This window comes from Pseudomonas tructae (assembly GCF_004214895.1).
In the GTDB taxonomy this organism is placed as follows: domain Bacteria; phylum Pseudomonadota; class Gammaproteobacteria; order Pseudomonadales; family Pseudomonadaceae; genus Aquipseudomonas; species Aquipseudomonas tructae.
Window position 1 is genome coordinate 2,266,658 of record NZ_CP035952.1, and the last position, 22,403, is coordinate 2,289,060.

General features: G+C 62.6%; 24 protein-coding genes and 1 pseudogene. 12 read left to right on the forward strand and 13 right to left on the reverse strand.

The genetic code is table 11. From position 1 onward, the window contains the following. The first annotated feature begins 5 nt into the window (after window positions 1-5). The 5 genes from EXN22_RS10445 to EXN22_RS10465 are packed head-to-tail and all read left to right on the forward strand — an operon-like array spanning window position 6 to window position 5,574. Entirely contained in the window at window positions 6-1,658 is a 1,653-nt protein-coding gene (locus tag EXN22_RS10445; protein ID WP_130263975.1) for an AMP-binding protein, read from the forward strand. 12 nt (window positions 1,659-1,670) lie between these two features. Further along, window positions 1,671-2,438: an SDR family NAD(P)-dependent oxidoreductase gene (locus EXN22_RS10450; protein WP_130263976.1), complete on the forward strand. Its 768-nt coding sequence runs from the start codon at window positions 1,671-1,673 to the stop codon at window positions 2,436-2,438. Window positions 2,439-2,456: 18 nt separating this feature from the next. Beyond that, complete coding sequence (locus EXN22_RS10455) at window positions 2,457-3,650, forward strand: acetyl-CoA C-acyltransferase (RefSeq protein ID WP_130263977.1); 1,194 nt, start codon at window positions 2,457-2,459, stop codon at window positions 3,648-3,650. An 8-nt stretch (window positions 3,651-3,658) separates the two neighbouring features. Beyond that, complete coding sequence (locus EXN22_RS10460) at window positions 3,659-4,786, forward strand: acyl-CoA dehydrogenase (protein WP_130263978.1); 1,128 nt, start codon at window positions 3,659-3,661, stop codon at window positions 4,784-4,786. Between the two features lie 14 nt (window positions 4,787-4,800). Continuing rightward, complete coding sequence (locus EXN22_RS10465; protein WP_130263979.1) at window positions 4,801-5,574, forward strand: enoyl-CoA hydratase; 774 nt, start codon at window positions 4,801-4,803, stop codon at window positions 5,572-5,574. 4 nt (window positions 5,575-5,578) lie between these two features. On the opposite strand, the gene EXN22_RS10470 is transcribed toward EXN22_RS10465, so the two are convergent. Continuing rightward, window positions 5,579-5,941, reverse strand: coding sequence for a hypothetical protein (locus tag EXN22_RS10470; RefSeq protein WP_130263980.1), 363 nt, complete (start codon window positions 5,939-5,941; stop codon window positions 5,579-5,581). A 485-nt stretch (window positions 5,942-6,426) separates the two neighbouring features. Here EXN22_RS10470 and EXN22_RS10475 point away from each other — a divergent pair, with 485 nt between their 5' ends. Beyond that, window positions 6,427-6,831, forward strand: a complete 405-nt coding sequence (locus tag EXN22_RS10475; RefSeq protein WP_130263981.1) for a TraR/DksA family transcriptional regulator — start codon at window positions 6,427-6,429, stop codon at window positions 6,829-6,831. A 544-nt stretch (window positions 6,832-7,375) separates the two neighbouring features. Next, window positions 7,376-8,605: a methyl-accepting chemotaxis protein gene (locus tag EXN22_RS10480; RefSeq protein ID WP_407691967.1), complete on the forward strand. Its 1,230-nt coding sequence runs from the start codon at window positions 7,376-7,378 to the stop codon at window positions 8,603-8,605. 64 nt (window positions 8,606-8,669) lie between these two features. On the opposite strand, the gene EXN22_RS10485 is transcribed toward EXN22_RS10480, so the two are convergent. Then, on the reverse strand, window positions 8,670-8,879 hold the full coding sequence (locus EXN22_RS10485; RefSeq protein WP_130263983.1) for a hypothetical protein: 210 nt from the start codon (window positions 8,877-8,879) through the stop codon (window positions 8,670-8,672). 319 nt (window positions 8,880-9,198) lie between these two features. On the opposite strand from EXN22_RS10485, the gene EXN22_RS10490 reads away from it, so the two are divergent. Next, on the forward strand, window positions 9,199-9,669 hold the full coding sequence (locus tag EXN22_RS10490) for a hypothetical protein (RefSeq protein WP_130263984.1): 471 nt from the start codon (window positions 9,199-9,201) through the stop codon (window positions 9,667-9,669). After that, the gene (locus EXN22_RS10495; RefSeq protein WP_130263985.1) at window positions 9,666-9,872 is read left to right on the forward strand and encodes a hypothetical protein; all 207 of its coding nucleotides are present in this window, start codon (window positions 9,666-9,668) and stop codon (window positions 9,870-9,872) included. Before EXN22_RS10490 ends, EXN22_RS10495 begins: the two co-directional genes overlap by 4 nt. Window positions 9,873-9,874: 2 nt before the next feature. Here the strand turns inward: EXN22_RS10495 and EXN22_RS10500 are convergent, their stop codons facing one another. The 7 genes from EXN22_RS10500 to EXN22_RS10530 all read right to left on the reverse strand — a co-directional run bounded on the left by EXN22_RS10500 (window position 9,875) and on the right by EXN22_RS10530 (window position 17,032). Then, window positions 9,875-10,240, reverse strand: coding sequence for a Na+/H+ antiporter subunit G (locus EXN22_RS10500; RefSeq protein WP_130263986.1), 366 nt, complete (start codon window positions 10,238-10,240; stop codon window positions 9,875-9,877). Beyond that, entirely contained in the window at window positions 10,237-10,515 is a 279-nt protein-coding gene (locus tag EXN22_RS10505; protein ID WP_130263987.1) for a K+/H+ antiporter subunit F, read from the reverse strand. Before EXN22_RS10505 ends, EXN22_RS10500 begins: the two co-directional genes overlap by 4 nt. After that, window positions 10,512-11,000 (reverse strand): Na+/H+ antiporter subunit E, encoded by a 489-nt coding sequence (locus EXN22_RS10510; protein ID WP_130263988.1) that lies wholly within the window; start codon window positions 10,998-11,000, stop codon window positions 10,512-10,514. The genes EXN22_RS10505 and EXN22_RS10510 overlap by 4 nt, the downstream gene beginning before the upstream one ends. After that, window positions 10,997-12,682 (reverse strand): monovalent cation/H+ antiporter subunit D, encoded by a 1,686-nt coding sequence (locus tag EXN22_RS10515; protein WP_130263989.1) that lies wholly within the window; start codon window positions 12,680-12,682, stop codon window positions 10,997-10,999. The genes EXN22_RS10510 and EXN22_RS10515 overlap by 4 nt, the downstream gene beginning before the upstream one ends. Further along, entirely contained in the window at window positions 12,679-13,023 is a 345-nt protein-coding gene (locus tag EXN22_RS10520; RefSeq protein WP_130263990.1) for a Na+/H+ antiporter subunit C, read from the reverse strand. The genes EXN22_RS10515 and EXN22_RS10520 overlap by 4 nt, the downstream gene beginning before the upstream one ends. Beyond that, complete coding sequence (locus EXN22_RS10525) at window positions 13,023-15,938, reverse strand: monovalent cation/H+ antiporter subunit A (protein WP_130263991.1); 2,916 nt, start codon at window positions 15,936-15,938, stop codon at window positions 13,023-13,025. Before EXN22_RS10525 ends, EXN22_RS10520 begins: the two co-directional genes overlap by 1 nt. 149 nt (window positions 15,939-16,087) lie before the next feature. After that, the gene (locus EXN22_RS10530) at window positions 16,088-17,032 is read right to left on the reverse strand and encodes a DMT family transporter (RefSeq protein ID WP_130263992.1); all 945 of its coding nucleotides are present in this window, start codon (window positions 17,030-17,032) and stop codon (window positions 16,088-16,090) included. A gap of 84 nt (window positions 17,033-17,116) precedes the next feature. Here EXN22_RS10530 and EXN22_RS10535 point away from each other — a divergent pair, with 84 nt between their 5' ends. After that, window positions 17,117-17,680: a helix-turn-helix domain-containing protein gene (locus tag EXN22_RS10535; RefSeq protein ID WP_130263993.1), complete on the forward strand. Its 564-nt coding sequence runs from the start codon at window positions 17,117-17,119 to the stop codon at window positions 17,678-17,680. A gap of 21 nt (window positions 17,681-17,701) precedes the next feature. Here EXN22_RS10535 and EXN22_RS10540 read toward each other — a convergent pair whose 3' ends face one another. Continuing rightward, complete coding sequence (locus EXN22_RS10540) at window positions 17,702-18,259, reverse strand: cysteine hydrolase family protein (protein ID WP_130263994.1); 558 nt, start codon at window positions 18,257-18,259, stop codon at window positions 17,702-17,704. A 107-nt stretch (window positions 18,260-18,366) separates the two neighbouring features. On the opposite strand from EXN22_RS10540, the gene EXN22_RS10545 reads away from it, so the two are divergent. Then, entirely contained in the window at window positions 18,367-19,347 is a 981-nt protein-coding gene (locus EXN22_RS10545) for a GlxA family transcriptional regulator (RefSeq protein WP_130263995.1), read from the forward strand. Window positions 19,348-19,607: 260 nt separating this feature from the next. Here EXN22_RS10545 and soxR read toward each other — a convergent pair whose 3' ends face one another. Next, a complete protein-coding gene (gene soxR / locus EXN22_RS10550; RefSeq protein WP_130263996.1) occupies window positions 19,608-20,072 on the reverse strand; it encodes a redox-sensitive transcriptional activator SoxR in 465 nt (154 codons plus the stop codon). Window positions 20,073-20,158: 86 nt separating this feature from the next. Between soxR and EXN22_RS10555 the strand changes: the two are divergent. Then, window positions 20,159-20,549, forward strand: a pseudogene (locus EXN22_RS10555) (antibiotic biosynthesis monooxygenase). Here the strand turns inward: EXN22_RS10555 and EXN22_RS10560 are convergent. Both EXN22_RS10560 and EXN22_RS10565 read right to left on the reverse strand, forming a co-directional pair. Beyond that, entirely contained in the window at window positions 20,519-21,289 is a 771-nt protein-coding gene (locus EXN22_RS10560) for an alpha/beta hydrolase family protein (RefSeq protein WP_130263998.1), read from the reverse strand. The pseudogene EXN22_RS10555 and the gene EXN22_RS10560 overlap by 31 nt on opposite strands. Further along, window positions 21,276-22,385, reverse strand: a complete 1,110-nt coding sequence (locus tag EXN22_RS10565) for a DUF3182 family protein (RefSeq protein ID WP_130263999.1) — start codon at window positions 22,383-22,385, stop codon at window positions 21,276-21,278. The genes EXN22_RS10560 and EXN22_RS10565 overlap by 14 nt, the downstream gene beginning before the upstream one ends. Window positions 22,386-22,403 lie beyond the last annotated feature (18 nt).

Below are 22,403 nucleotides of genomic sequence, written 5' to 3' on the forward strand. Positions count from 1 at the left end.
TGGCGATGGGCGATTACCTTGGCGCCGCGAAAGGATTCAATTACCAGCGCAGCGCGGCGGCTGCCCTGCAGGGCAGCCTGGAGGCGCTTAACGCCTGTGTCGAGTGCTGTGACCGGCATGTCGGTGGCAACCGGATTGCGCTGAACTGGGAAGGTCGCGACGGTAGCAGCGCTCAATACAGTTTCGAGCAGATGCAACAGGCATCGGCGCGCCTGGCCAATGTGCTCAAGGCCCAGGGTGTGGGTGTTGGCGACCGGGTCGCCGGGCTGATGCCGCGAACCGCCGAACTGCTGATCACGGTGCTGGCCACCTGGCGTATTGGCGCGGTCTATCAACCCTTGTTCACCGCCTTCGGGCCCAAGGCCATCGAGCACCGCCTTGAGCAATCCGGGGCCAAGGTAGTGGTCACCGAACCTCTCAATCGCGCCAAGCTCGACGAGGTACAAGGCTGCCCGACGATCATTTGCGTGGGGGCCGGCGAGGGTGCCGGTGATATCGACTTTCATCGGGCCGTCAATGCTGCCAGCGATCAGTGCGAAGCCGTGCTGCTGCGGGCGGATGCCCCGTTCCTGCTGATGTTCACCTCCGGCACCACCGGCCCGGCCAAGCCGCTGGAAGTGCCGTTGCGGGCCATCGTCGCCTTCAAGGGCTACATGCGTGACGCCATTGACCTGCGCGCGCAGGACAATTTCTGGAACCTTGCCGATCCGGGCTGGGCCTACGGGCTTTACTACGCCGTCACCGGGCCACTGGCGCTGGGCCATGCCACGACGTTTTTCGATGGCCCGTTCAGTGTCGAAAGCACCTGCCGGGTCATCAACAAGTACGCCATCAGTAACCTGGCCGGCTCGCCCACCGCCTATCGGCTGCTGATCGCCGCCGGTAACCAATTCAGTGCACCGATCAAGGGCCGTCTGCGGGTGGTAAGCAGTGCTGGCGAACCCCTCAACCCGCAAGTGATCCGCTGGTTCGCCGACGAGCTGGGCGTGATCATCCATGACCATTACGGGCAGACCGAGCTGGGTATGGTGCTGTGCAACCATCACGGCCTGGAGCATCCGGTGCACTTGGGGTCGGCAGGTTTTGCCGTGCCCGGCCATCGCATCGTCGTGCTCGATGAACAGCATCACGAATTGCCGGCCGGGCAACCGGGCATTCTCGCCGTTGATCGGGAGCAGTCGCCGCTGTGCTGGTTCGCCGGTTACCACGGATTGCCGACCAAGGCCTTCGTGGGCAAGTACTACCTCAGTGGCGACACCGTCGAGCTCAATACCGATGGCAGCATCAGCTTTGTCGGCCGCAGCGATGACGTCATCACCACCTCCGGCTATCGGGTCGGCCCGTTCGATGTCGAGAGTGCCCTGATCGAACACCCGGCAGTGATCGAAGCCGCAGTGGTGGGTAAACCGGATCCAGAGCGCACCGAGCTGATCAAGGCGTTCGTGGTGCTGGCCAACGGCGAACAGCCCAGTGAGGCATTGGCCGAGGCGCTGAAACAGCAGGTTCGCCAGCGCCTTTATGCCCATGCCTATCCGCGGGAAATCGAATTCGTCAGCGAGCTGCCCAAGACTCCGAGCGGCAAGCTGCAGCGTTTCATCCTGCGTAACCAGGAAATAGCTAAACAACAAGCCGCGCTGGCTTCTACCACCAGCGTCTGAGGAAAGATCATCATGCAAATTGCCAATCACAACTTCATCGTCAGCGGCGCAGCCTCCGGGCTGGGCGCTGCCACCGCACAGATGCTCATCGAGGCCGGCGCCCGGGTGATGCTGGTTGACCTCAATGCCGAGGCGGTCGCCGCCAAGGCGCGTGAGCTGGGCGCCAAGGCGCAGTTCGCGGTGGCCGACATCAGCCAGGAAGCGGCGGCCAAGGCGGCGATCGATGCTGCTGTCAGCGCCTTCGGCAACATCCACGGGCTGATCAACTGCGCCGGTATCGTCGGCGCCGAAAAAGTCCTGGGCAAGAATGGCCCCCATGGCCTGGACAGCTTCAGCCGGGTGATCAACGTCAACCTGATCGGCAGCTTCAACCTGCTGCGCCTGGCGGCTGCGGCCATGTCCGAGGGCCAGGCGAGTGGCGACGGTGAGCGCGGGGTGATCATCAATACTGCCTCGATTGCCGCCTACGACGGCCAGATCGGCCAGGCCGCCTACGCCGCTTCCAAGGGCGCGATCGCCAGCCTGACCTTGCCTGCGGCCCGTGAACTGGCGCGCTTCGGTATCCGCGTGATGACCATCGCCCCGGGCATTTTCGAGACCCCGATGATGGCCGGCATGACCCAGGAAGTGCGTGACTCGCTGGCCGCCGGCGTGCCGTTCCCGCCGCGCCTGGGCCGCCCGCAGGAATACGCCGCGCTGGCCCGTCACATCATTGAAAACAGCATGCTCAACGGTGAGGTGATCCGCCTCGACGGTGCCTTGCGCATGGCTGCCAAGTAATTATCGGAGTAGATAGACATGACCCTCGCCAATGATCCAATCGTAATCGTCAGCGCCGTGCGTACCCCCATGGGTGGGCTGCAAGGTGACCTGAAGAGCCTGACCGCGCCGCAACTGGGCGCTGCCGCCATTCGTGCCGCCGTCGAGCGTGCCGGTGTCGCCGCGGACAGCGTCGAACAAGTGCTGTTCGGCTGCGTATTGCCGGCCGGTCTCGGTCAGGCCCCGGCGCGCCAGGCGGCGCTGGGCGCCGGCCTGAACAAAGGCACGACCTGTACCACCTTGAACAAGATGTGCGGCTCGGGCATGCAGGCCGCCATCATGGCCCATGACCTGCTGCTGGCTGGCAGCGCCGATGTGGTGGTGGCCGGTGGCATGGAAAGCATGTCCAACGCCCCTTACCTGCTGGACAAGGCGCGCAGCGGCTACCGCATGGGCCACGGCAAGATCATCGACCACATGTTCTTCGACGGCCTCGAAGATGCCTACGACAAGGGCCGCCTGATGGGCACCTTTGCCGAGGACTGCGCCGAACACAATGGCTTTACCCGTCAGCAACAGGATGATTTCGCCATCGCCTCGCTGACCCGTGCCCAGCAGGCAATCAAGGACGGCAGCTTTGCCAGTGAGATCGTTCCGGTTGAAGTCACCGAAGGCAAGACCCAGCGCCTGATCAGCGACGACGAACAGCCGCCCAAGGCCCGCCTGGACAAAATCCCGCAACTCAAGCCGGCGTTCCGCGACGGTGGCACGGTAACCGCGGCCAACTCCAGCTCGATTTCCGACGGTGCTGCGGCACTGGTGCTGATGCGTCGCTCGCAGGCCGAAAAGCAAGGTCTGAAGCCGTTGGCCGTGATTCATGGTCACGCAGCATTCGCCGACACCCCGGCGCTGTTTCCCACTGCGCCGATCGGCGCCATCGACAAACTGATCAAGCGCACTGGCTGGAACCTGGCCGAAGTCGATCTGTTTGAAATCAACGAGGCGTTCGCCGTGGTCACCCTGGCGGCCATGAAGCACCTGGACCTGCCACACGACAAGGTCAACGTGCATGGCGGCGCTTGCGCCCTGGGCCACCCGATCGGTGCTTCGGGCGCGCGCATCCTGGTCACCTTGCTGGCTGCCTTGCGCCACAAAGGCCTGCATCGCGGCATTGCCGCCATCTGCATCGGCGGCGGTGAAGCCACGGCCATGGCCGTCGAGTGTCTGTACTGAGGTGCACCATGCTTATCAATGACGAACAACAGCAAATCAGCGATGCGGTGCACCAGTTCGCCCAGGAGCGCCTGCGGCCGTTTGCCGAGCAGTGGGACCGCGAACACCGCTTCCCGAAAGAGGCGATCCAGGAGATGGCCGAGCTGGGCCTGTTCGGCATGCTGGTGCCAGAGCAGTGGGGCGGCAGCGATACCGGTTATGTCGCCTATGCCATGGCCCTTGAAGAAATCGCCGCCGGTGATGGTGCCTGCTCGACCATCATGAGCGTGCACAACTCGGTAGGCTGCGTGCCGATTCTCAAGTTCGGCAACGAGCAACAAAAGCAGCAATTCCTCACACCGTTGGCCAGTGGCGCGATGCTCGGTGCCTTTGCCCTGACCGAGCCGCAAGCCGGCTCCGACGCCAGCAGTCTGAAGACCCGCGCGCGCCTTGAGGGCGACCACTATGTGCTCAATGGCTGCAAGCAGTTCATCACCTCCGGGCAGAACGCCGGGGTGGTGATCGTGTTTGCCGTGACCGACCCCGCAGCGGGCAAGCGCGGCATCAGTGCCTTTATCGTACCCACCGACTCGGCCGGTTACCAGGTGGCGCGCGTCGAGGACAAGCTCGGCCAGCATGCTTCGGACACTTGCCAGATTGTCTTCGAGAACGTGCGCGTGCCTGTGGCCAACCGCCTGGGCGAGGAGGGCGAAGGCTACAAGATTGCTCTGGCCAACCTTGAAGGCGGCCGTATCGGCATCGCCTCGCAATCGGTGGGCATGGCCCGTGCGGCCTTCGAGGTGGCCCGCGACTATGCCCGCGAGCGCGAGAGCTTTGGCAAGCCGCTGATCGAGCATCAGGCGGTGGCCTTTCGTCTGGCCGACATGGCCACCCGTATTGCCGTGGCCCGGCAGATGGTCCTGCATGCCGCCGCGTTGCGTGATGCCGGGCGTCCGGCGCTGGTCGAAGCCTCGATGGCCAAGCTGTTCGCTTCGGAAATGGCCGAAAAGGTCTGTTCGGATGCCTTGCAGACCCTGGGTGGTTATGGCTATCTGAGTGACTTTCCGCTGGAGCGCATCTACCGCGATGTGCGGGTCTGCCAGATCTACGAAGGCACCAGCGATATTCAGCGCATGGTCATTGCGCGCAATCTTTGAAGGGAGCAGCTTGCATGTCATTTGAAACCATTCTGTTGGACATCCACGGCAAGGTCGGCCTGATCACCCTCAATCGCCCCCAGGCGCTCAATGCCCTGAACGCGCAGATTGTCGGCGAGATCAACAAGGCTTTGGACCAGCTCGAGGCTGACCCGAACATTGGTTGCGTGGTATTGACCGGCTCCGCCAAGGCCTTCGCCGCGGGTGCCGACATCAAGGAAATGGCCGATCTGCGCTACCCGCAGATCTATGTCGATGACCTGTTCAGCGACGCCGACCGCATTGCCAACCGGCGCAAGCCGATCATCGCTGCGGTGTCCGGGTTTGCCTTGGGCGGTGGTTGTGAGCTGGCGATGATGTGCGACTTCATTCTCGCCGCCGACAACGCCAAGTTTGGCCAGCCGGAAATCAATCTGGGCGTGCTGCCGGGCATGGGCGGTACCCAGCGCCTGACCCGCGCGGTGGGCAAGGCCAAGGCCATGGAGCTGTGCCTGAGCGGCCGCCTGATGGGCGCCGAGGAAGCCGAGCGTGCCGGCCTGGTGGCTCGGGTGGTGCCACAGGCCGAGCTGCTCGAAGAGGCGCTCAAGGTCGCTGCAACCATCGCCAGCAAGTCGGTGCCGATGACCATGATGGTCAAGGAAAGCGTCAACCGTGCCTTCGAGGTCAACCTCGCCGAAGGCGTGCGCTTCGAGCGCCGGGTGTTCCATGCGGCGTTTGCCACCGAAGACCAGAAGGAAGGCATGGCGGCATTCATCGCCAAGCGTGAAGCACAGTTCAAGGACCGTTGAAGGATCAGGGGCGCTGCTTGCAGCGCCCCTGATGCGATGCGGCGGAATCCGCGTCGGCGCTCGCCAGATCAGTGGGGAATTCATCGAGATAATCGCGGGCCTGGTTTTCGAACACCTGGCCGTGCGATAGCGTGAGGGACACTGAAGGCATCAGCGGGGCAAGCCGGTCCGGCCATTTCCGGCCCAGCGTTTCGAGAAGTGCTTGACGCGAGTCAAAGGCTACCAGTGCGCCGAGAAGGGTGTAGACCAGTTCAGCTTCAAGGCACAGGATGCTGTGCCATCGGCCAGGGACCGTGCGGTGTTGTCTGTTCGCGCAGATGCACAAGAAATAATTCCACGTTTCACGGTGGAGGGTAACCAATGGCATACGAAGTCAGAAATAGTCCGGGCCACATCCTCCACATTGAGAATTGAGGTTTACAATCACACAGACATTGGTAGCTCAGGCAACGACTTCAACCTTGATGACCTCAAGCTTGAGGTGATTGACTGAAACCATTGGCATCCTTCTATCGCGCCTTGCAGTAGCCCTTGGGGGAGGGCATGCAAGGCGTTGGTTTTTGTAACACTTTTTCGTATCCCTCCAACCAAGGCCCCGCTGGTCTGCTGATCCTGTGAAAGACGCCGTGCTTTTTGCTATAAACCCAGCGCATCAGGGGGCTGATGTCACGTTCGCCACGGCTTTTGCCCGTTTGCATCGTCATTTCTGTTGCCCAGCACGATTCCGCGCCTTAGACTGCCGCCCCCTGTAAATTGAGTGCCGGATGGTGCTTGAAGAATTCCGCTGTTGGCGAGCTGTTTGCCAGGAGCACCCGATTCGCCTTAATGCACGTATTTTTTATAGAGAAATCAATGACAAAGGAAAAGTTGCTGGCCATGCCGGCCGATGACTACATGAACGCTGAGCAGTTGGCTTTCTTCACCGGGCTGCTGCAGTCGATGAAGGTCGAGATCCATGAGCGCATCGAGCAAAGCCGTGTAACCATCGAAAGCCTGGACACGCCTGCCGATCCTGCCGATGCCGCCTCGGTTGAAGAAGAGCGCCACTGGTTGGTCAACACGATCGACCGTGATCAGCGTCTGCTGCCACAACTGGAAATGGCCCTGGGCCGGATTGCCGACGAGAGCTTCGGCTGGTGCGACGACAGCGGCGAGCCGATCGGCCTCAAGCGCCTGCTGATCAGCCCGACCACCAAGTACTGCATCGAAGCGCAAGAGCGCCACGAGCAGATCGACAAGCACCAGCGTCAGGCCTGACCTACGCAGGTGTCAGACAAAACCCCCGGGGAGCGATCCCCGGGGGTTTTGTTTTTCTTGCCCTGTATCAATGGCTGCAGTCGTACACCCAAGGAGGCATGGCTAATGGCCTAATAGTGGCGTTTAATAGCCGGACAATAACGATGTGCTGCACTGGAGCCAAAATATGTTGCGAGAAGGATCTCTGCCTGGCGCCGTGGTTGAAGGGCAATCTGCGCCGAGGAGGCTTGCGCCGTGGTCAGACACGCTGTTGCAGAGTGGGGTGCTGGCGGGGTTGCTGGCGGCCGTGGCCTTTGCCGGGCTTTCGTTTTACCTCGCCCTGCCGCTGGCCTTGCTGGCGTTGTGCTTGCCGCGCCTGCGCAAACCCGCAGGGGCGGAGCAGGTGGCCAAGGATCCGCTGGCGGAGCTGACCCGTGACCTGTCCCGTACTACCAGCCACAATGCCTTGTCGGCGGCCGGTGTCGCATTTTCGGTGCGGCAGCTGGCGGACAAGTTGCAGTCGCAACTGGATTCTGCGGCGCAGATTGTCAGCAGCGCTGAAGTAATGATCGGTACCGAGAAAGCCACCTCGCAGCTCAGCCAGCAGGCCCTGGTCGCCGCCCGCAGCGCCCATGAAAGCAGCGCCAGCGGGCGCAGCGTGCTGGCCGAGTCGATCCAGCGCATGCATCACCTGAGCGCCAGGGCCACTGCCAGTCGCGAGTTGATCGAGGCGCTGCACCAGCGCAGCGAAGACATTGCCCGGGTCACCCTGGTGATCCAGACCATTGCCAGCCAGACCAACCTGTTGGCCCTCAATGCTGCCATCGAGGCGGCCCGGGCGGGAGATCACGGTCGCGGTTTTGCCGTGGTGGCCGATGAGGTGCGTGGCCTGGCTGGACGTACCGCCAGCGCCACCGAAGAAGTCGGACAGATGGTCGCCGACATCCAGCAGCGTACGGCGCAGGTGGTGGAACAGATTCGCGAGTTGTCGGATGACCTGCACAGCGGTGTGGATCAGGTCGAGCATACCGGCGAGCAACTGGACAGCATTGCCGGGTTGACCGCTGGGGTCGAACAGCAGATTGGCACCATCGCCGAAGGTACCGAAACCAATCGTCTGCAACTGGACAGCCTGTTCGAGGCGGTTGCGCGGATGCGCGGCGACCTGCAGGTCAGCGATCAGCAAACCCAGCGCCTGGCCCAGGCCGCTGTGCAACTGGAAGGACAGGCCGAGAGCATCAGCGAACGTCTGGCCGAGGTGGGCCTGGACGAGTACCACCAGCGCGTCTATGACTTGGCCCGGGCAGGCGCACAGCAAATTGCCGCGCAGTTCGAGGCCGACATCGCTCAAGGGCGAATCAGCCTTGAAGACCTGTTCGACCGGCATTACCAGCAATTGCCGGGCACTGCTCCGGCGCGCTACCGGACCCGTTTCGACCAGTACACCGACCAGATCCTGCCACCGATCCAGGAACCGTTGCTCACTCAGCATGACGGCCTGGTGTTTGCCATTGCCTGTACCCCGCAGGGCTATGTGCCGACCCACAACAATGCCTTCAATCAACCCTTGACCGGCGATCAGGCCGTGGATACCGCGCACAACCGCAGCAAGCGCAAGTTCGACGACCGTACCGGTATTCGTTGTGGCAGCCACCAACAGGCCGTGCTGCTGCAGACCTATACCCGCGATACTGGCGAACTGATGCATGACCTCTCGGTGCCGATCCAGGTGCAGGGCCGGCACTGGGGTGGCTTGCGCCTGGGTTACCGGCCGCAGCAGGTGGTAGCCGCCTGAGGCGCTTTTGTACGGGGTGATCTGGCCCGTTGCCGCACGGCAGGACGGTAGAGCCAGGGTGCGATCAATTTTCCAGATGACGGGCCAGGGCGCAGGCTTCGGTATGTTCGCGGCGAAAGCCACGGACGCGCCCGGTGGCCTGCTCGGTGATATGAAAAAAGCCGATACCGGCGGGCACCACCACAAAGCGCGAGGTGCTATCGGGTGAGTGAGCGGCATATTCTAGGTAGGAAACGCCTTTAGGCTCTCGACGGAATTCGGTGTTTTCGTGCATATTCGCTTCCCTGTGTGAGGTGGATGATTTCCAGGGGCCCATCCTGCTGAAGGGCTTGCTTTCATCTATCGCACTTTTGTTGCGATGATGCTGTCAGAAAAGGCTTCTCCGTTTAAGGAAATCTACTGAAAATCCGCAAGCTGACAATAGCTTGCAGTGTTGGGTAATCATTCCTGCGGGTTGCTTTGCCGATCTGCACAGACTTTTCATAGGCAAATCTACTAGTCTTTCGGACTTTGAATTGAAGTACCGCTGCCCTGTGGCTGCCTCGCGGCCCGCTGGGGGAGCGGCGTGTAATCGGTTTTTGAGGAATTTTTCTTTGGCAGTCAGCAATCTGGATACACATGCCCTGTTTGTTCTGGGCGACCTCAGGGCGAAACTGGTCAAACAGTTTCAATCGCGTTTTGTTTATGTCACTGAACAAAGCGCGGAAGGCCTTTACATGGCCGAGATCGATACTGAAACCGCCTTGGTGGTGGACGACAAGCAGCGACTGGAACTCAAGGTTGGCGATCATTTTCGCGCCGCCGTGTTGCCTAGCCGCGAAGGTGGCAAGCTGGAAATCCGTTTTCGTGAGATCAAGCTGACGGTCTATGGCCTGGGCGACTACGCCTATGTTTCAGTGCCAGAAGGCGAAGGCATCGTCTTCAAGCAAGGGCAAGGCGTAATGCTGGTGTTTGCCGCCCATGAGCAGTTACAGGAAGGGTTGAGCAAGACGCTCAAGGCCGTGACCCGCAAGGTTGCCAAATGGCAGAAAGGTGAGCTGACCACCTTCAAGGCCAGCGAGTGAGCGAGCCTGTCGAGCGTACCCGTCGTGCTGACTTTCATGCCCGGCACCAGGCCCAGGCACGCGCCCTGGCCGAACAATGGCTTGTCGAGCGTCCGCGCCTGCAGGCAGCCTGGTTCGACTGGGTCGCCACCGAGCTCTACACACTGAGCCCGCCTGAATACGCGGCCATGGTGCGCCGCGAGCTGCAACAGCTCAGTGGCTGATTTCAGTTACCACGATCACGCCCGCTGCTGACTTCTTCAGGTACCTGATCGCCGGCCATACGCTTGCGAAACAACGCCGCCCGTGCCAACAGCAGGGTAGTGACCGGCACGGTGATCGCCAGCAGCACTGGAATCAGCCAGGCATGCAGCACCGGCGTGTGCTTGAGCATGGAAAAGTACAGGATCGAGGCCAGGGCCACGCACCAGGCGCCCAAGGTCGAAGCCAGTGCCGGCGGGTGCATGCGCTGAAAGAAATCCTTCAGGCGAATCAGGCCGACGGCGCCACTCAGGGCAAACAGACTGCTTAGCAACAACAGACTGGCGACCAGGACTTCTACCCAGAACGGTAATTCATTGGCATTGATCATTCGATCACCTCGCCACGCAAGAGGAATTTTGCCAGGGCGAAGGAGCCGACGAAGCCGAACAGGGCAATCAACAGGGCGCCTTCGAAATAGGTGTCACTGGCATAGCGGATACCTAGCACCAGCATCATCAGCATGGCCAGGATGTACAGGTAATCCAGCGCCAGTACCCGGTCCTGTGCCGAGGGGCCACGGAACAGCCGCACCAGGGTCAGGGCCATGGCCAGGGAGAAGATGAACAGACTGGCGAGAATGGCGTTGGCAAGCAGGCCAGTCATTCGAAGATCTCCATCAGCGGGCGCTCATAGGTGTGCTTGAAATGTTCGATGAACTGCGTCTCGTCGTCCAGGTCGAAAACATGCAGCAAGAGCACGCTACGGTCCAGCGCCAGCTCTGACCAAATGGTCCCGGGGACCACCGTGGTGATCATCGACAAGGCCGCCAGGCCGTGAGCGTCGCGCAGGTCCAGGGGGATGTGGACGAAGTGTGAGCGCGGTGGGCGCCGCTTGGCTGTCCATACGCCACGGGCAACCTGCAGGTTGGACACCAGCACGTCGATGCCAACCCGCAGGATCAGACGCACGATGGTGCCGGGGCGGCGGATACGCACCGGTAACGGCCGCAATGGCGCCATCAGCAGCGGCGCAACGAAGCCCAGCAAGGCACCCAGCAGCAGGTTGCCGGGGCTGAGCGACAGGTTCAGCACCAGCCACAACAGCCACAGCGACAGTGATAGCAGCGGGGCAGGGAACAGGCGCTTCATGGCTGCACCTCGGCACTGGCGGCCAGGCTGGTGGGGCCTGGAATCGGCCGGGTACCGAGCACGGCATTCACGTACTGCTCCGGGTCCTGTAGGGCTGCGGCCGTATCCTGGGTATAGCGCAGCAAAGGTTCGGCGCGCAGGCTGAGCAGCACGCACAAACCCAGCAGCAGCACGACCGGTATGCACTCGTAACGGCGCAGCAGCGGCGACGGACGTTCTTGTGGCGTCCAGAAGCGCTGAATACCGACACGGGTCAGGGCAATCAGTGAGGCCATGCCCGAGAGCACCAGCAAGGCCACCAGCACCCAGCCGGCGATACTCAGCGGTTGCTCTGGCAATACGCCAAGGCCCTGAGGGTTGAACAGTGCACTGATCAGGCTGAGTTTGCCGATGAAGCCCGACAGCGGCGGCATACCGATGATCAGCAAAGCGCAGGCAATGAAGCTCAGTCCCAGAAAGGCCATGGTCCAGGGAATTACCTGGCCGATCACCGCCTTCTGTTCATCGTCGAGGTTGATGCCCTTGGGGGGATGCAGCGACTCCACCGGCGAGGGCAGGCCGTCACCGTCATCATCCAGCGGGATCTCGTTGGCCGAGCGCGAGCGCTCGATCAGTTCGGCGAGCAGGAACAATGCACACAGCGCCAGGGTCGAGCTGACCAGATAGAACAGCGCCGCTGCGGTCAGAGTCGCCTGGCCGAAGCCGATGGCGGCCAGCAGGGTGCCGGCCGAAACCAGGATGCTCAGGCTGGCCATGCGCTCAAGACGTTGGGCTGCCAGGATCGAGACCGCCGCGCAACCCAGGGTGGCCAGGCCGCCATAGATCAGCCAGTCGCCGCCAAAGTACGCCGAGGCGCCGGCTTGTCCGGAGAACAGCAAGGTCCACAGGCGCAACACGGTATAGAAACCGACTTTGGTCATGATCGCAAACAGCGCAGCCACCGGCGCGCTGGCTGAGGAGTACGCCGGTACCAGCCAGAAATTCAATGGCCAGATCCCGGCCTTGGCCAAAAACGCTGTAGCCAGGATCGCCGCGCCGGCATGCAGCAGGCCGCGATCGGCCTCTGGTACCAGCGGGATCTTCACGGCCAGGTCAGCCATATTCAGGGTGCCGGTGACGCCATAGAGCATCGCCGCGCCAATCAGGAACAACGACGAGGCCAGCAGGTTGATGGCGATGTAATGCAGGCCGGCCTTGACCCGGGCGCGACCCGAACCATGCAGGATCAGGCCGTAGGAGGCGGCCAGCAAGACCTCGAAGAACACGAACAGGTTGAACAGGTCGGCGGTGAGGAAGGCGCCATATAGGCCCATCAGCTGGATCTGGAACAAGGCGTGGAAACTGGCGCCGGCGCCATCCCAGCGAGCCATGGCAAACACCAGCGCGCTGACCCCGACGATACCGGTCAGTACCAGCATCAGGGCCGAAAGGCGGTCTACCACCAGGACGATACCGAACGGCGCCGGCCAGTTGCCGGGCAGGTACACGCCGATCGAACTGGCTTGCCCCTGGCCCTGAACCCAAAGCAGCAGGGTAATGGAAATACCCAGCCCAAGCAGGCTGGAAATCAGGTTGAGGCGGGCCTTGAGGGGCCGGCGTTTCTCCCCGAGCAGCAGCATCAGCGCCGCCGTCAGCAATGGCAGCAGAATAGGCGCGACGATCAGTTGGTTCATCGCACTCATTCGTTAGGCTCCCGGCCATCGACATGGTCGGTCCCGGTCAGGCCGCGCGAAGCCAGCAACACCACCAGGAACAGCGCGGTCATGGCGAAGCTGATGACGATCGCGGTGAGCACCAGCGCCTGGGGCAGCGGGTCGGTGTAGTGGAGCAGGTCCTGGGGCACGCCGTCCTTGATGCTTGGCTCCTTGCCGATGAACAGGCTGCCCATGCTGAAGATGAACAGGTTGACCCCGTACGACAACAGGCACAGGCCCATTACCACCTGGAAGGTGCGTGGCCGCAGAATCAGCCAGACCCCCGAGGCGGCGAGCACACCGATGGCAATTGCAATGACTTCTTCCATCAGGCGGCTCCTGTTTGGGTGGATTTCTGTTGGCTGCCCGGGCGGTGACCACGTACCGACTGGTGGGCCAGCGCGGTGAGGATCAGCAGGGTCGAGCCGACCACCACGGTAAATACGCCGATATCGAAGAACAGTGCACTGGCCAGGTGGGTGTCACCCAGCACTGGCAGGTGCAGGTGCGCGGTGTGGGTGGTGAGGAACGGGTAACCGAGCAGCATCGCCCCGACCCCGGTGAGGGTCGCGCAGAGCAGGCCAGTGCCCATCCAGCGCAGCGGCCGCAGGCTCATCTGCGCCTCGACCCACTGGGTGCCGGCCACCATGTACTGGAGGATGAACGCCACCGACATCACCAGGCCGGCAACGAAGCCGCCACCGGGCTGGTTGTGGCCACGCATGAACAGGTACATCGAGACGACCAGAGCAATCGGCAACAGCAGGCGCACCAGGGCCGCCGGCACCATCATGAAGCCCAGTGCGGTGTCGGCTGCGTGGCGCGGGTTGACCAGGTCGGTGACCACGTCCGGGGCCAGCAGGCGTTGCTGGGCCGGCAGTTGCATGCTCTCCTTGGGCGGGCGGAAACGCCTCAGCAGGGCGAACACCGCCAGGGCCACAGCCACCAGCACGGTGATCTCGCCGAGGGTGTCGAAACCACGGAAATCCACCAGCATCACGTTGACCACGTTGCTACCGCCGCCTTGGGGCAGGGCACGGCTCAGGTAGAACGAGGAGATGTCGTTGGGCGTCGGGCGGGTCAGCATGGCGTAGGACAGCAATGCCATGCCGCCACCTACGCCGACCGCCAGCAGCAGGTCGCGCAAGCGGCGCAGGCGCGCGCGCTCCTGGGTGCCCGGCAGCGGCGAGACGCCTTCGATCCGCCGTGGCAGCCAGCGCAGGCCGAGCAGGATCAGTACCGTGGTGACCACTTCGACCACCAGTTGGGTCAGGGCCAGGTCCGGGGCCGAGAACCAGACAAAGGTGATGCAGGTCATCAGGCCACAGACACTGACCATGGTCAGGGCCGCCAGCCGGTGGTACTTGGCCTGCCAGGCAGCGCCCAGGGCGCAGGTAATGGCAATTAGCCAGAGCATGACGAACACCCCGGAACCCGGAATCTTCGGCCTGTCACCCCAGCTCAGGCCGCTGTGCAGCATCGGCAGCAAGCCGGCCAACAGGGCGATCAGTACCAGCATGAACAGCTGTTTTTGCAGGCGGCGGGTGGTGAACACCCGCTCGAAACGTCGGGCAGTGCGCATGATCAGCACCTGGCCGTGCTCGAACAGGCGTTTACCGTTGAAGCGCTCGATCAGCGGCGGTGCGGGGAAGCGCCCACGTTTGAACTGGTTGCGCAGCAGCAGGTAGAGCAAGATACCGCCGCTCATGGCGATCAGGCTCATGATCAGCGGGGCGTTCCAGCCGTGCCAGATGGCCAGGCTGTACTCGGGCAGCGTGCCGCCCACGACTGGCAAAGCGGCGGCGGCCAGCAGCGGGCCGACCGACTGCGCCGGGAAGATACCGACCACAAGGCAAGTCATCACCAGCAATTCGACCGGTGCGCGCATCCAGCGTGGCGGCTCATGGGGGGTATGCGGCAGGTCGTTGGCCGCTGGGCCGAAGAACACGTCGACGGTAAAGCGCAAGGCGTAGGCCACGCTGAAGGTGCCGGCGAGGGTGGCGATCACCGGTAGGGCCGCCTCGACCCAGGCGGTGGAGTTGATGAACACGGTTTCGGCGAAGAACATCTCTTTGGACAGGAAGCCGTTCATCAACGGCACCCCGGCCATCGAGGCGCTGGCCACCATGGCCAGGGTCGCGGTGAAGGGGATTAGCCGGAATAAACCGCTGAGGCGGCGAATGTCGCGGGTGCCGCTTTCGTGGTCGATAATGCCTGCGGCCATGAACAGCGAGGCCTTGAAGGTCGCGTGGTTGAGGATGTGAAACACTGCCGCGACCGCCGCCAAGGGGCTGTTCAGGCCGAGCAGCAGGGTAATCAGGCCCAGGTGGCTGATGGTCGAGTAGGCCAGCAGGCCCTTGAGGTCGTTCTGGAACATCGCCGCGAAGGCGCCCAGCACCAGGGTGGCGGCGCCGGCGCCGCTGACGATCCAGAACCATTCTTCGCTGCCGGAAAGCGCAGGCCACAGCCGCGCCAGCAGGAACACCCCGGCCTTGACCATGGTTGCCGAGTGCAGGTACGCCGAGACCGGCGTGGGCGCCGCCATGGCATGGGGCAGCCAGAAGTGGAAGGGGAACTGCGCGCTTTTGCTCAGCGCGCCAAGCAGGATCAGGGGTAACAGGACGGGATACAGGGCATGGTTGCGAATCTGCTCGCCGGCAGCAAGGACCTTGTCCAGGTCGTAGCTGCCGACCACATGGCCGAGCAGCAGTACCCCCGCCAGCAGGCATAGCCCGCCCGCACCGGTGACCATTAATGCCATGTAGGCGCCACGCCGGGCGTCGGCGCGGTGGTGCCAGTAACCGATCAACAGGAACGAGAACAGGCTGGTCAGTTCCCAGAAGAATACGATCTGGATCAGGTTGCCGGAAATCACCAGGCCGAGCATTGCGCCCATGAACGCCAGGAAAAAGGCAAAAAAGCGCGGCACCGGGTCCTGTGGGGACATGTAGTAGCGTGCGTACAGCGATACCAGGGTGCCGATGCCCAACACCAGCAGGGAGAACAGCCAGGCGAAACCGTCCATGCGCAGGACCAGGTTCAGGCCCAGGCTCGGTAGCCAGAGAAATTCTTCACGGATCACGCCGCCATGGGCGATCTGCGGGTACATCAAGGCGACCTGGACGGTGCCCACCAGGGCGACCAGACCGGCCAGCAGCGATTCGCTGTTGCGTGCGTTGTGCGGCAAGACAGCCGCCAGGCAGCTGCCGATAAACGGCAGAAGCAGTAGCACTATCAAGGACATAGATTTCTAATCTGCAGGAGTTTGTAAGGGATCATACGTGGCGACTGGTCGATCACCAACCCGCAAGCTGTCGCAGAATCCTACAAGAACACTGTATCAATCCTTTTTTTTATAACAGTTTTTTTCAAAGGATAGCCTGCATTTCTCGATCAGAGACCCGCTTCACGTTCTTCGCTGGCAACCTCCAGGGCCGGTTCCTGGCTGCGGCGGCGAATCTTCAGTTCACTGACTACCACGGCGATGACAATCAGCAGCCCCCCAAGCAAAGCCACCCCTGGCAGGCGTTCACCGGCGATGCGTCCGACGATGCCGGCCCAGACCGGCTCACCGGCATAGATCAGGGTGGCGCGGGTCGGCGAAACCGATTGCTGTGCCCAGTTCATCGCCACCTGGATCACTGCGCTCATCGCCCCCAGGCCCACGGCACTGAGCAGCAACAGCCAGGAGAAGTCCGGCAGGCGTTCCTGGGTTGGCACCACCATCATGAATGACAGTGCCGAGGCGGTGGCCAGTTGCACCACGGTCACCCGGCGGACATCGACCTGACCTGCATAGCGGCTGATCAGGATGATTTCTGCGGCAATGGCCACGGCACTGACCAGCGTGGCGATTTCGCCGGGGCTGAACTGCAGGGAGCCACCGCCAGGGCCAGCCAGTAGCATCAGCCCGGCAAACGCCAGGCCAATACCCAGGCTCGGCATCAGGCCCGGGCGGCGGCCCAGCACCAGCCATTGCAGCAAGGGTACGAAGGGCACGTACAGCGCCGTGATAAACGCCGACTGGCTGCTGCTGATGGTTTGCAGGCCAGCGGTCTGCAGGCCGTAGCCGAGCATGATCGACACGCCAATCAACATCCCGGCCTTGAGCTCTGTGGCGGTCAGGCCGGGTAGCGAACGGGCTGAAACCAGCCCGACGAACAGCGCTGCGGCAGCGAAACGCAGGCCGACGAAAAACATCGGCCCACTGACCGTCATCACGTTATGTACCAGCAAAAAGGTCCCGCCCCAGAGCATGGTGATAAACACCAGCACCAGTTCGGCCTTGCTCAGCCGGAAGGAAACGGAAGGGCGTTCAGCGGAGTTCGTCGGGGTCATGGCCTTGCACACGGAAGAAGGTCGACGCACAATTGCGGCGAAAGTGGGCAGTATACTGCGCACCCCCTATTGATGAGCAATATAGTGCACAAAGATTCCAATCAGCGCGCGTCCGTGCTGCAGCATGTCAGCCAGAATATTCGTCGCCTGCGCCATGCCGCCGAATTGAGCCAGAGCGCCCTGGCGGAAAAGTCCGGGGTCAGCCGGCGCATGCTGGTGGCTATCGAAGCTGGCGAAAAGAATGTCAGCCTGACCACCCTCGACCTGATCGCCGAAGTGCTGCAAGTGGCGTTCAGTGACTTGATCAAGGCGCCGGACAACCGTGACCCGAGCCGGATCAACGAGCTGGCCTGGACCGGTGTGCATCCCGGTAGCAAGGCCGTGCTGCTGGCCAGCTCTGCCGCCAGCCGGGAAGTTGAATTGTGGGAGTGGCGTCTGGAGCCTGGTGAAGTCTACCCCTGCGAGCCCGATGCCGATGGCTGGAGCGAGCAGTTGTTCGTCTTCGAAGGTTGTCTGACCCTTGAGGTCGAGGGGCAACAGCACCTGCTCAATGCCGGCGAATTCATCACCTTTGCCAGCAACCGCCGCTATGCCTATCGCAATGACGGCGAGGTGGCGACCCGCTTCGTGCGCAACGTGGTGATCTGAGCACGCAGCGGGTCACTGCACTTAACGCTTCGCGGCCGTCAGATAGTCCTCGGTGGAGATCACCTGCGCGTAAGCGAAGGCCAGCGCCGCCATAAAGGCTGCATGCACTTGCGATGCCGGTACTTTGACTCCGTTGAACTCCAGAGCGCGAGTTGCACAGGCATCGTGAACCACCGTGACGCCATAACCGTAATCGGCGGCCGCGCGGCTGACGGCATCGATGCACATGTGGCTCATGCTGCCGATCACCGTGACGTCGCTGATTTGTCCTTTATCAAGCAGTTGCTTGAGTTCGGTGCCCAGAAAGGAGTTGACCTTGTGCTTGAGGACTACTGACTCATCTGCGCGCTTGGCTGCCTTGGGGTGAATCTGTGCGCCTTCGGAGCCAGGCGTGAAAAACGGCGCATCGGTGGACTCGAACTCGTGGCGCACGTGCACCACCAGGTCGCCGCGGGCGCGGGCGGCATCAAGAATGCCGGCGGCATTGTCGGCCGCCGCCTCGGCGCCATCCAGGGGCCATTTACCGCCGGGGAAGTAATCGTTCTGGATGTCGATGACGATCAGTGCCTGCTTGCTCATCTCAAAAGCCTCGTGTCGGGGAGTGGTTGTGGCGTGGTGATAGTTATAGGCTTGAGCGGTGCGCTTGCGGATTGGCGCGAACGACAAATTGGCGGGAAAAACTGACAATGGCAACGGCGCAGGACACTCTGGAAATTGGCGTGCTGGTCTATCCCGGCGCGCAGTTGGCCGCTGTCCATGGCTTGACCGATCTGTTCGCCGTGGCCAACCGCCTGCGTTTGGAACTGGGTGCGCTGGAGCGACCGCAATTGCGTATCAGCCACTGGAGCGAGAGCCCGGGCCAGCCATTGCAGGTAACCCTCGACACCCACCCTGGCACGGGGCACCGGGTGCGGGCGATGATTGTTCCGCCGAGCCTGACCCAGGCCCCTGCGCCCGATGTGCTCGAACGCTATTGTGCCAACCTGCGCCAATGGCATGCTGACGGGGCGTTGCTGGTGTCGGTCTGCGTCGGGGTGTTCTTCATCGCTGCCAGCGGCCTGCTCGATGGTCGCCCGGCAACCACGCACTGGAATTTCGCGCAATCACTGGCCGAGCGTTTTCCTCGGGTTCAGGTCGAAGCCAACCTGCCGTTGCTCGATGATGGCGACATCATTACCTCGGCCGGGTTGATGGCCTGGACCGACCTGGGCCTGAGACTGGTCGAGCGCTACCTGGGTGAGACCCTGGCGGCGGAGACCGCGCGCTTTCTGGCGGTCGAACGGGTCAGGGGCGGGCAACACCCCGGTAGCGTCTTCAGCCCGCGCCTGGATCATGGCGACGAGGCAGTGCTCAAAGTCCAGCACTGGTTGCAAGGCAGCGGTGCGCGAGAGGTTTCGCTGGCCGCCATGGCCACTTGCGCGGGCCTTGAACAGCGCACCTTCCTGCGCCGTTTTCGCAGCGCCACCGGTCTCAAGCCTACCGAATATTGCCAGCAGGTCAGGGTTGGCCGGGCGTGCCGGATGCTTGAGTTCACTAACCGCTCGATTGACCAGATTGCCTGGGGCGTCGGTTACCAGGACCCGGGCGCCTTTCGTAAAGTGTTCTTCAAGGTGACCGGGCTTGCCCCCAGCGATTACCGGCGACGCCTTGGGGCCGTTGCGGGCTGATCCTGATTTGATACGATGTGGGCTGCGCGTTTGTCCGTTGCACACAAGACGCAGAGCGCCGCTTCACAGGCCATGGGTGGGAGCGGGCTTGACCCGCGATGCGCCGCGCGGGCGGCGCTCGATCTCAAGGGTGCAACAAGCCTTGCGGCGAACACCTGGCAAGGTTTACCCCATCTCAAGCCCTGCGCCTTTGCGCCATCACCCAATCGCGAGATGTGTAGACACCTATGCTTGCGCGGCCTGTGGTGGGAAAGCACCTTCTAGTCGTCGCGCTCTGCGCCCGGCTCCAGCAATTGCGGCCCCGGGCCCTGTTCGCCGAGTTGGTCGTCACAGTTGCGCAGCGGGCAGCTTTGCAGCGACATGCAGCCGCAGCCGATGCAGCTGTCGAGCTGGTCACGCAGCACTATCAGCTTGTCGATACGCCGGCTCAGGTCCTGGCGCCATTGCTCCGATAGCCGCTGCCAGTCCTTCACACTCGGTGCACGGCCCACCGGTAATGTCTGCAGTGCGGCATGAATGGTTGCCAGGGGGATGCCCAGGCGCTGCGCCATCTTGATCACCGCGACCCGGCGCAGGGTATCGCGCGAGTAGCGCCGCTGGTTGCCGGCGCTGCGCGTGCTGTAAATCAGGCCCTTGCTTTCGTAGAAGTGCAGGGCGGTGACGGCAACGCCGCTGCGCGCCGATAGCTGACCAACGCTGAGGACGCTCTGGGCTGACTCGGGCATGGCACAATTCTCTTGACCTCTAGTTAACTGGAGGTTTTACCCTGCCTGCCATCGCACCGCAAGGGCAAAGGCAGAGGGAGCAGTTCATGGGGGTTTCAGCTAACAGTCTGGGTTTTACCCAGATGATCGAATTCGAGGTTGCACCGGCGCGTCAACACGCCCTGGCCCAGGCCCTGGTAGCACGGAGCGAGCAGTTGGCCGTGCAGCATGGCGGCCTGGTCGCTGCCAGCATTCAGGCCAGCGACGATGGCAGCCGGGTCCTGCAGTACCTGCAGTGGCAATCGCGGGCGGCCTGGGAAGCGGCGGTCAGCAGCTTTGAGCAGGAACCCTTCCTGCAGTTGATTCGTGAGCACCAGGCCCGGGGCGTCAATTTCAATGCTTTTCAGACCCTCAGCAGCCTGGCACGCACTGCGGAGCACGGGTTGCATTGCCAATTGCCGATGGCCTCAGGAGTACCAGGGTGAATGGTGCGGGTAGCGATCAAGCCGCGCGCCAATGACCATCTCACTGATCCAGGCACCGAGTATCGAGCTGTAGGCTTTCTGGCTACGGTCGGTGGACAGGGCGTGGTCGGCGCCGTCGAGGATCCTGTGGGTCAGCGAATGGGCGCTGACGAACGCCGAGCGGTAACTCATCAGGGTGCTATGTGGCACGTAACTGTCTTGCTCTGACTCGACCAGCAGCACGTCCCCGGCAAATTCGGCGCAGGCGCCCAGCGCGCGGTTGTCGCCGGGGCCTAGCGGGCGCTGACGGTAGTCGCCCAGGCGTTGACGGTCGAGTGCCTGTTTAGGCAGGCTCCATTCGTCATCCCAGTACAACGCCGGGACGCGCAATGCCAGCCATTTGATTGGGCGCAATGCCGTCAGCAGGGTCGCCAGGTAACCGCCATAGCTGCTACCGATCAGGGCGATGGCACTGGTGTCGACTGCCGGGTGGCTGACCAGCCGATCATAGGCGGCAACCAGGTCGGCCAGGTTCTGCTCGCGGGTTACGCTCAGGCGCTGGCTTTGGGTTTTCTCGTGGCCGCGCAGGTCAAAGGTCATGCACACACAACCCAGGCCAGTGATCTGCTTGGCTCTGGCCAGGTCGCGCTGTTGGCTGCCGCCCCAACCGTGGACGAAGAGGATCCCGGGAACCTTGGCGCCGGGGCTGACGATGGTCCCAGCGATGGTTTGGCCATCTACCTGGATCTCGATCGGTTCGCTATGGATGGTCATAGTCGCGGATCCGTGCGTATTTGCAGACGCGTCCGAGTTCACTGTCGTCCCCCTGATAAAAAATCGTGGCATCGGCGGGCAACGGCGGCGCATCGAAGGCCTCATGCGTAGAGGCGCGCACGCGGTTGAGCGCAGGGTCCGCGGCAAATGCCTGCAGCGCCAGAACCTCGGCACTGCTGGCGCCACCGATGCGCCAGGATTGTTCGAGCACACCACTACGTAGCTTGCCCTGGCTGTTGAGGCCACGCGCCACATCGTAGTTGCGCCGAGAGGCAATAAAACCGGGGAAGGCTTGCAGTGCTGCCTGTTCGTAGGTCCTGGCCTGGGTGATGGCCAGGCGCAGGTGATCTTCCAGCTCCAGTTGCAGCAGGGCATCATAGTCCCCGCGTACCAGCACCAGGTCGGAACCCCCGTAGATTTCCTCGCCCTGGTGGTCGCGGGTCAGTTGCTGGGTGCCGTAGTAGCTGCACAGGATCCCGGCCACCAAGGCCTGACCGACGCTGAAGGTCTGCACCTGGCTGAGGTTTTCCTCCAGGGTCAGGCCGCAGAGGGCGATTTCCTGCTCATCCATGCCGCCAAGCGCCTGCTCCAGTGCTTTCATGCTGTCGATCACCCTTTGCCCGCGGCCGGCGGTAGCACGCACGGGCTTGAGCCGTAGCGGACCCTCGCGCAGTAGTAGTTGCGCTGCGCGAACCGCATCGGCCAGGCTGAAAACGCTGTAGCCACGCAACAGCGCATCCTGGGCCAGGCGGGCAAAGTCATCGGTCCAGCCCAGCGGGAAGCGCGCATCGGCCAGGAGCGGGTGAGAGATTGCTTTGGTCGCCATGTAGGGCTGGCTGACCAGGCCGCCAAACAGGTCCGTGGCGGCGGCAATGCCCATGTCCCGATAGTGTTCGGTGCCAATCAGGGTTTCGGTGGGCAGGTAGTAGAAGTTCTCCCTGGCTGTCGGCGGTTTGCTGGGGGTTACCACTTCGGTGCCGAACAGTTGCGCCAGTCGTTCGGCAAGCTTCAAGTGCACGCTGTGTTCATGCTCGGGTGTGCGCTGACGGGTATCGAGCAAGACCACGCCTTGCTTGCGGTCGGTCGATCGGAGCATGGGCAGATCCTCGACGTG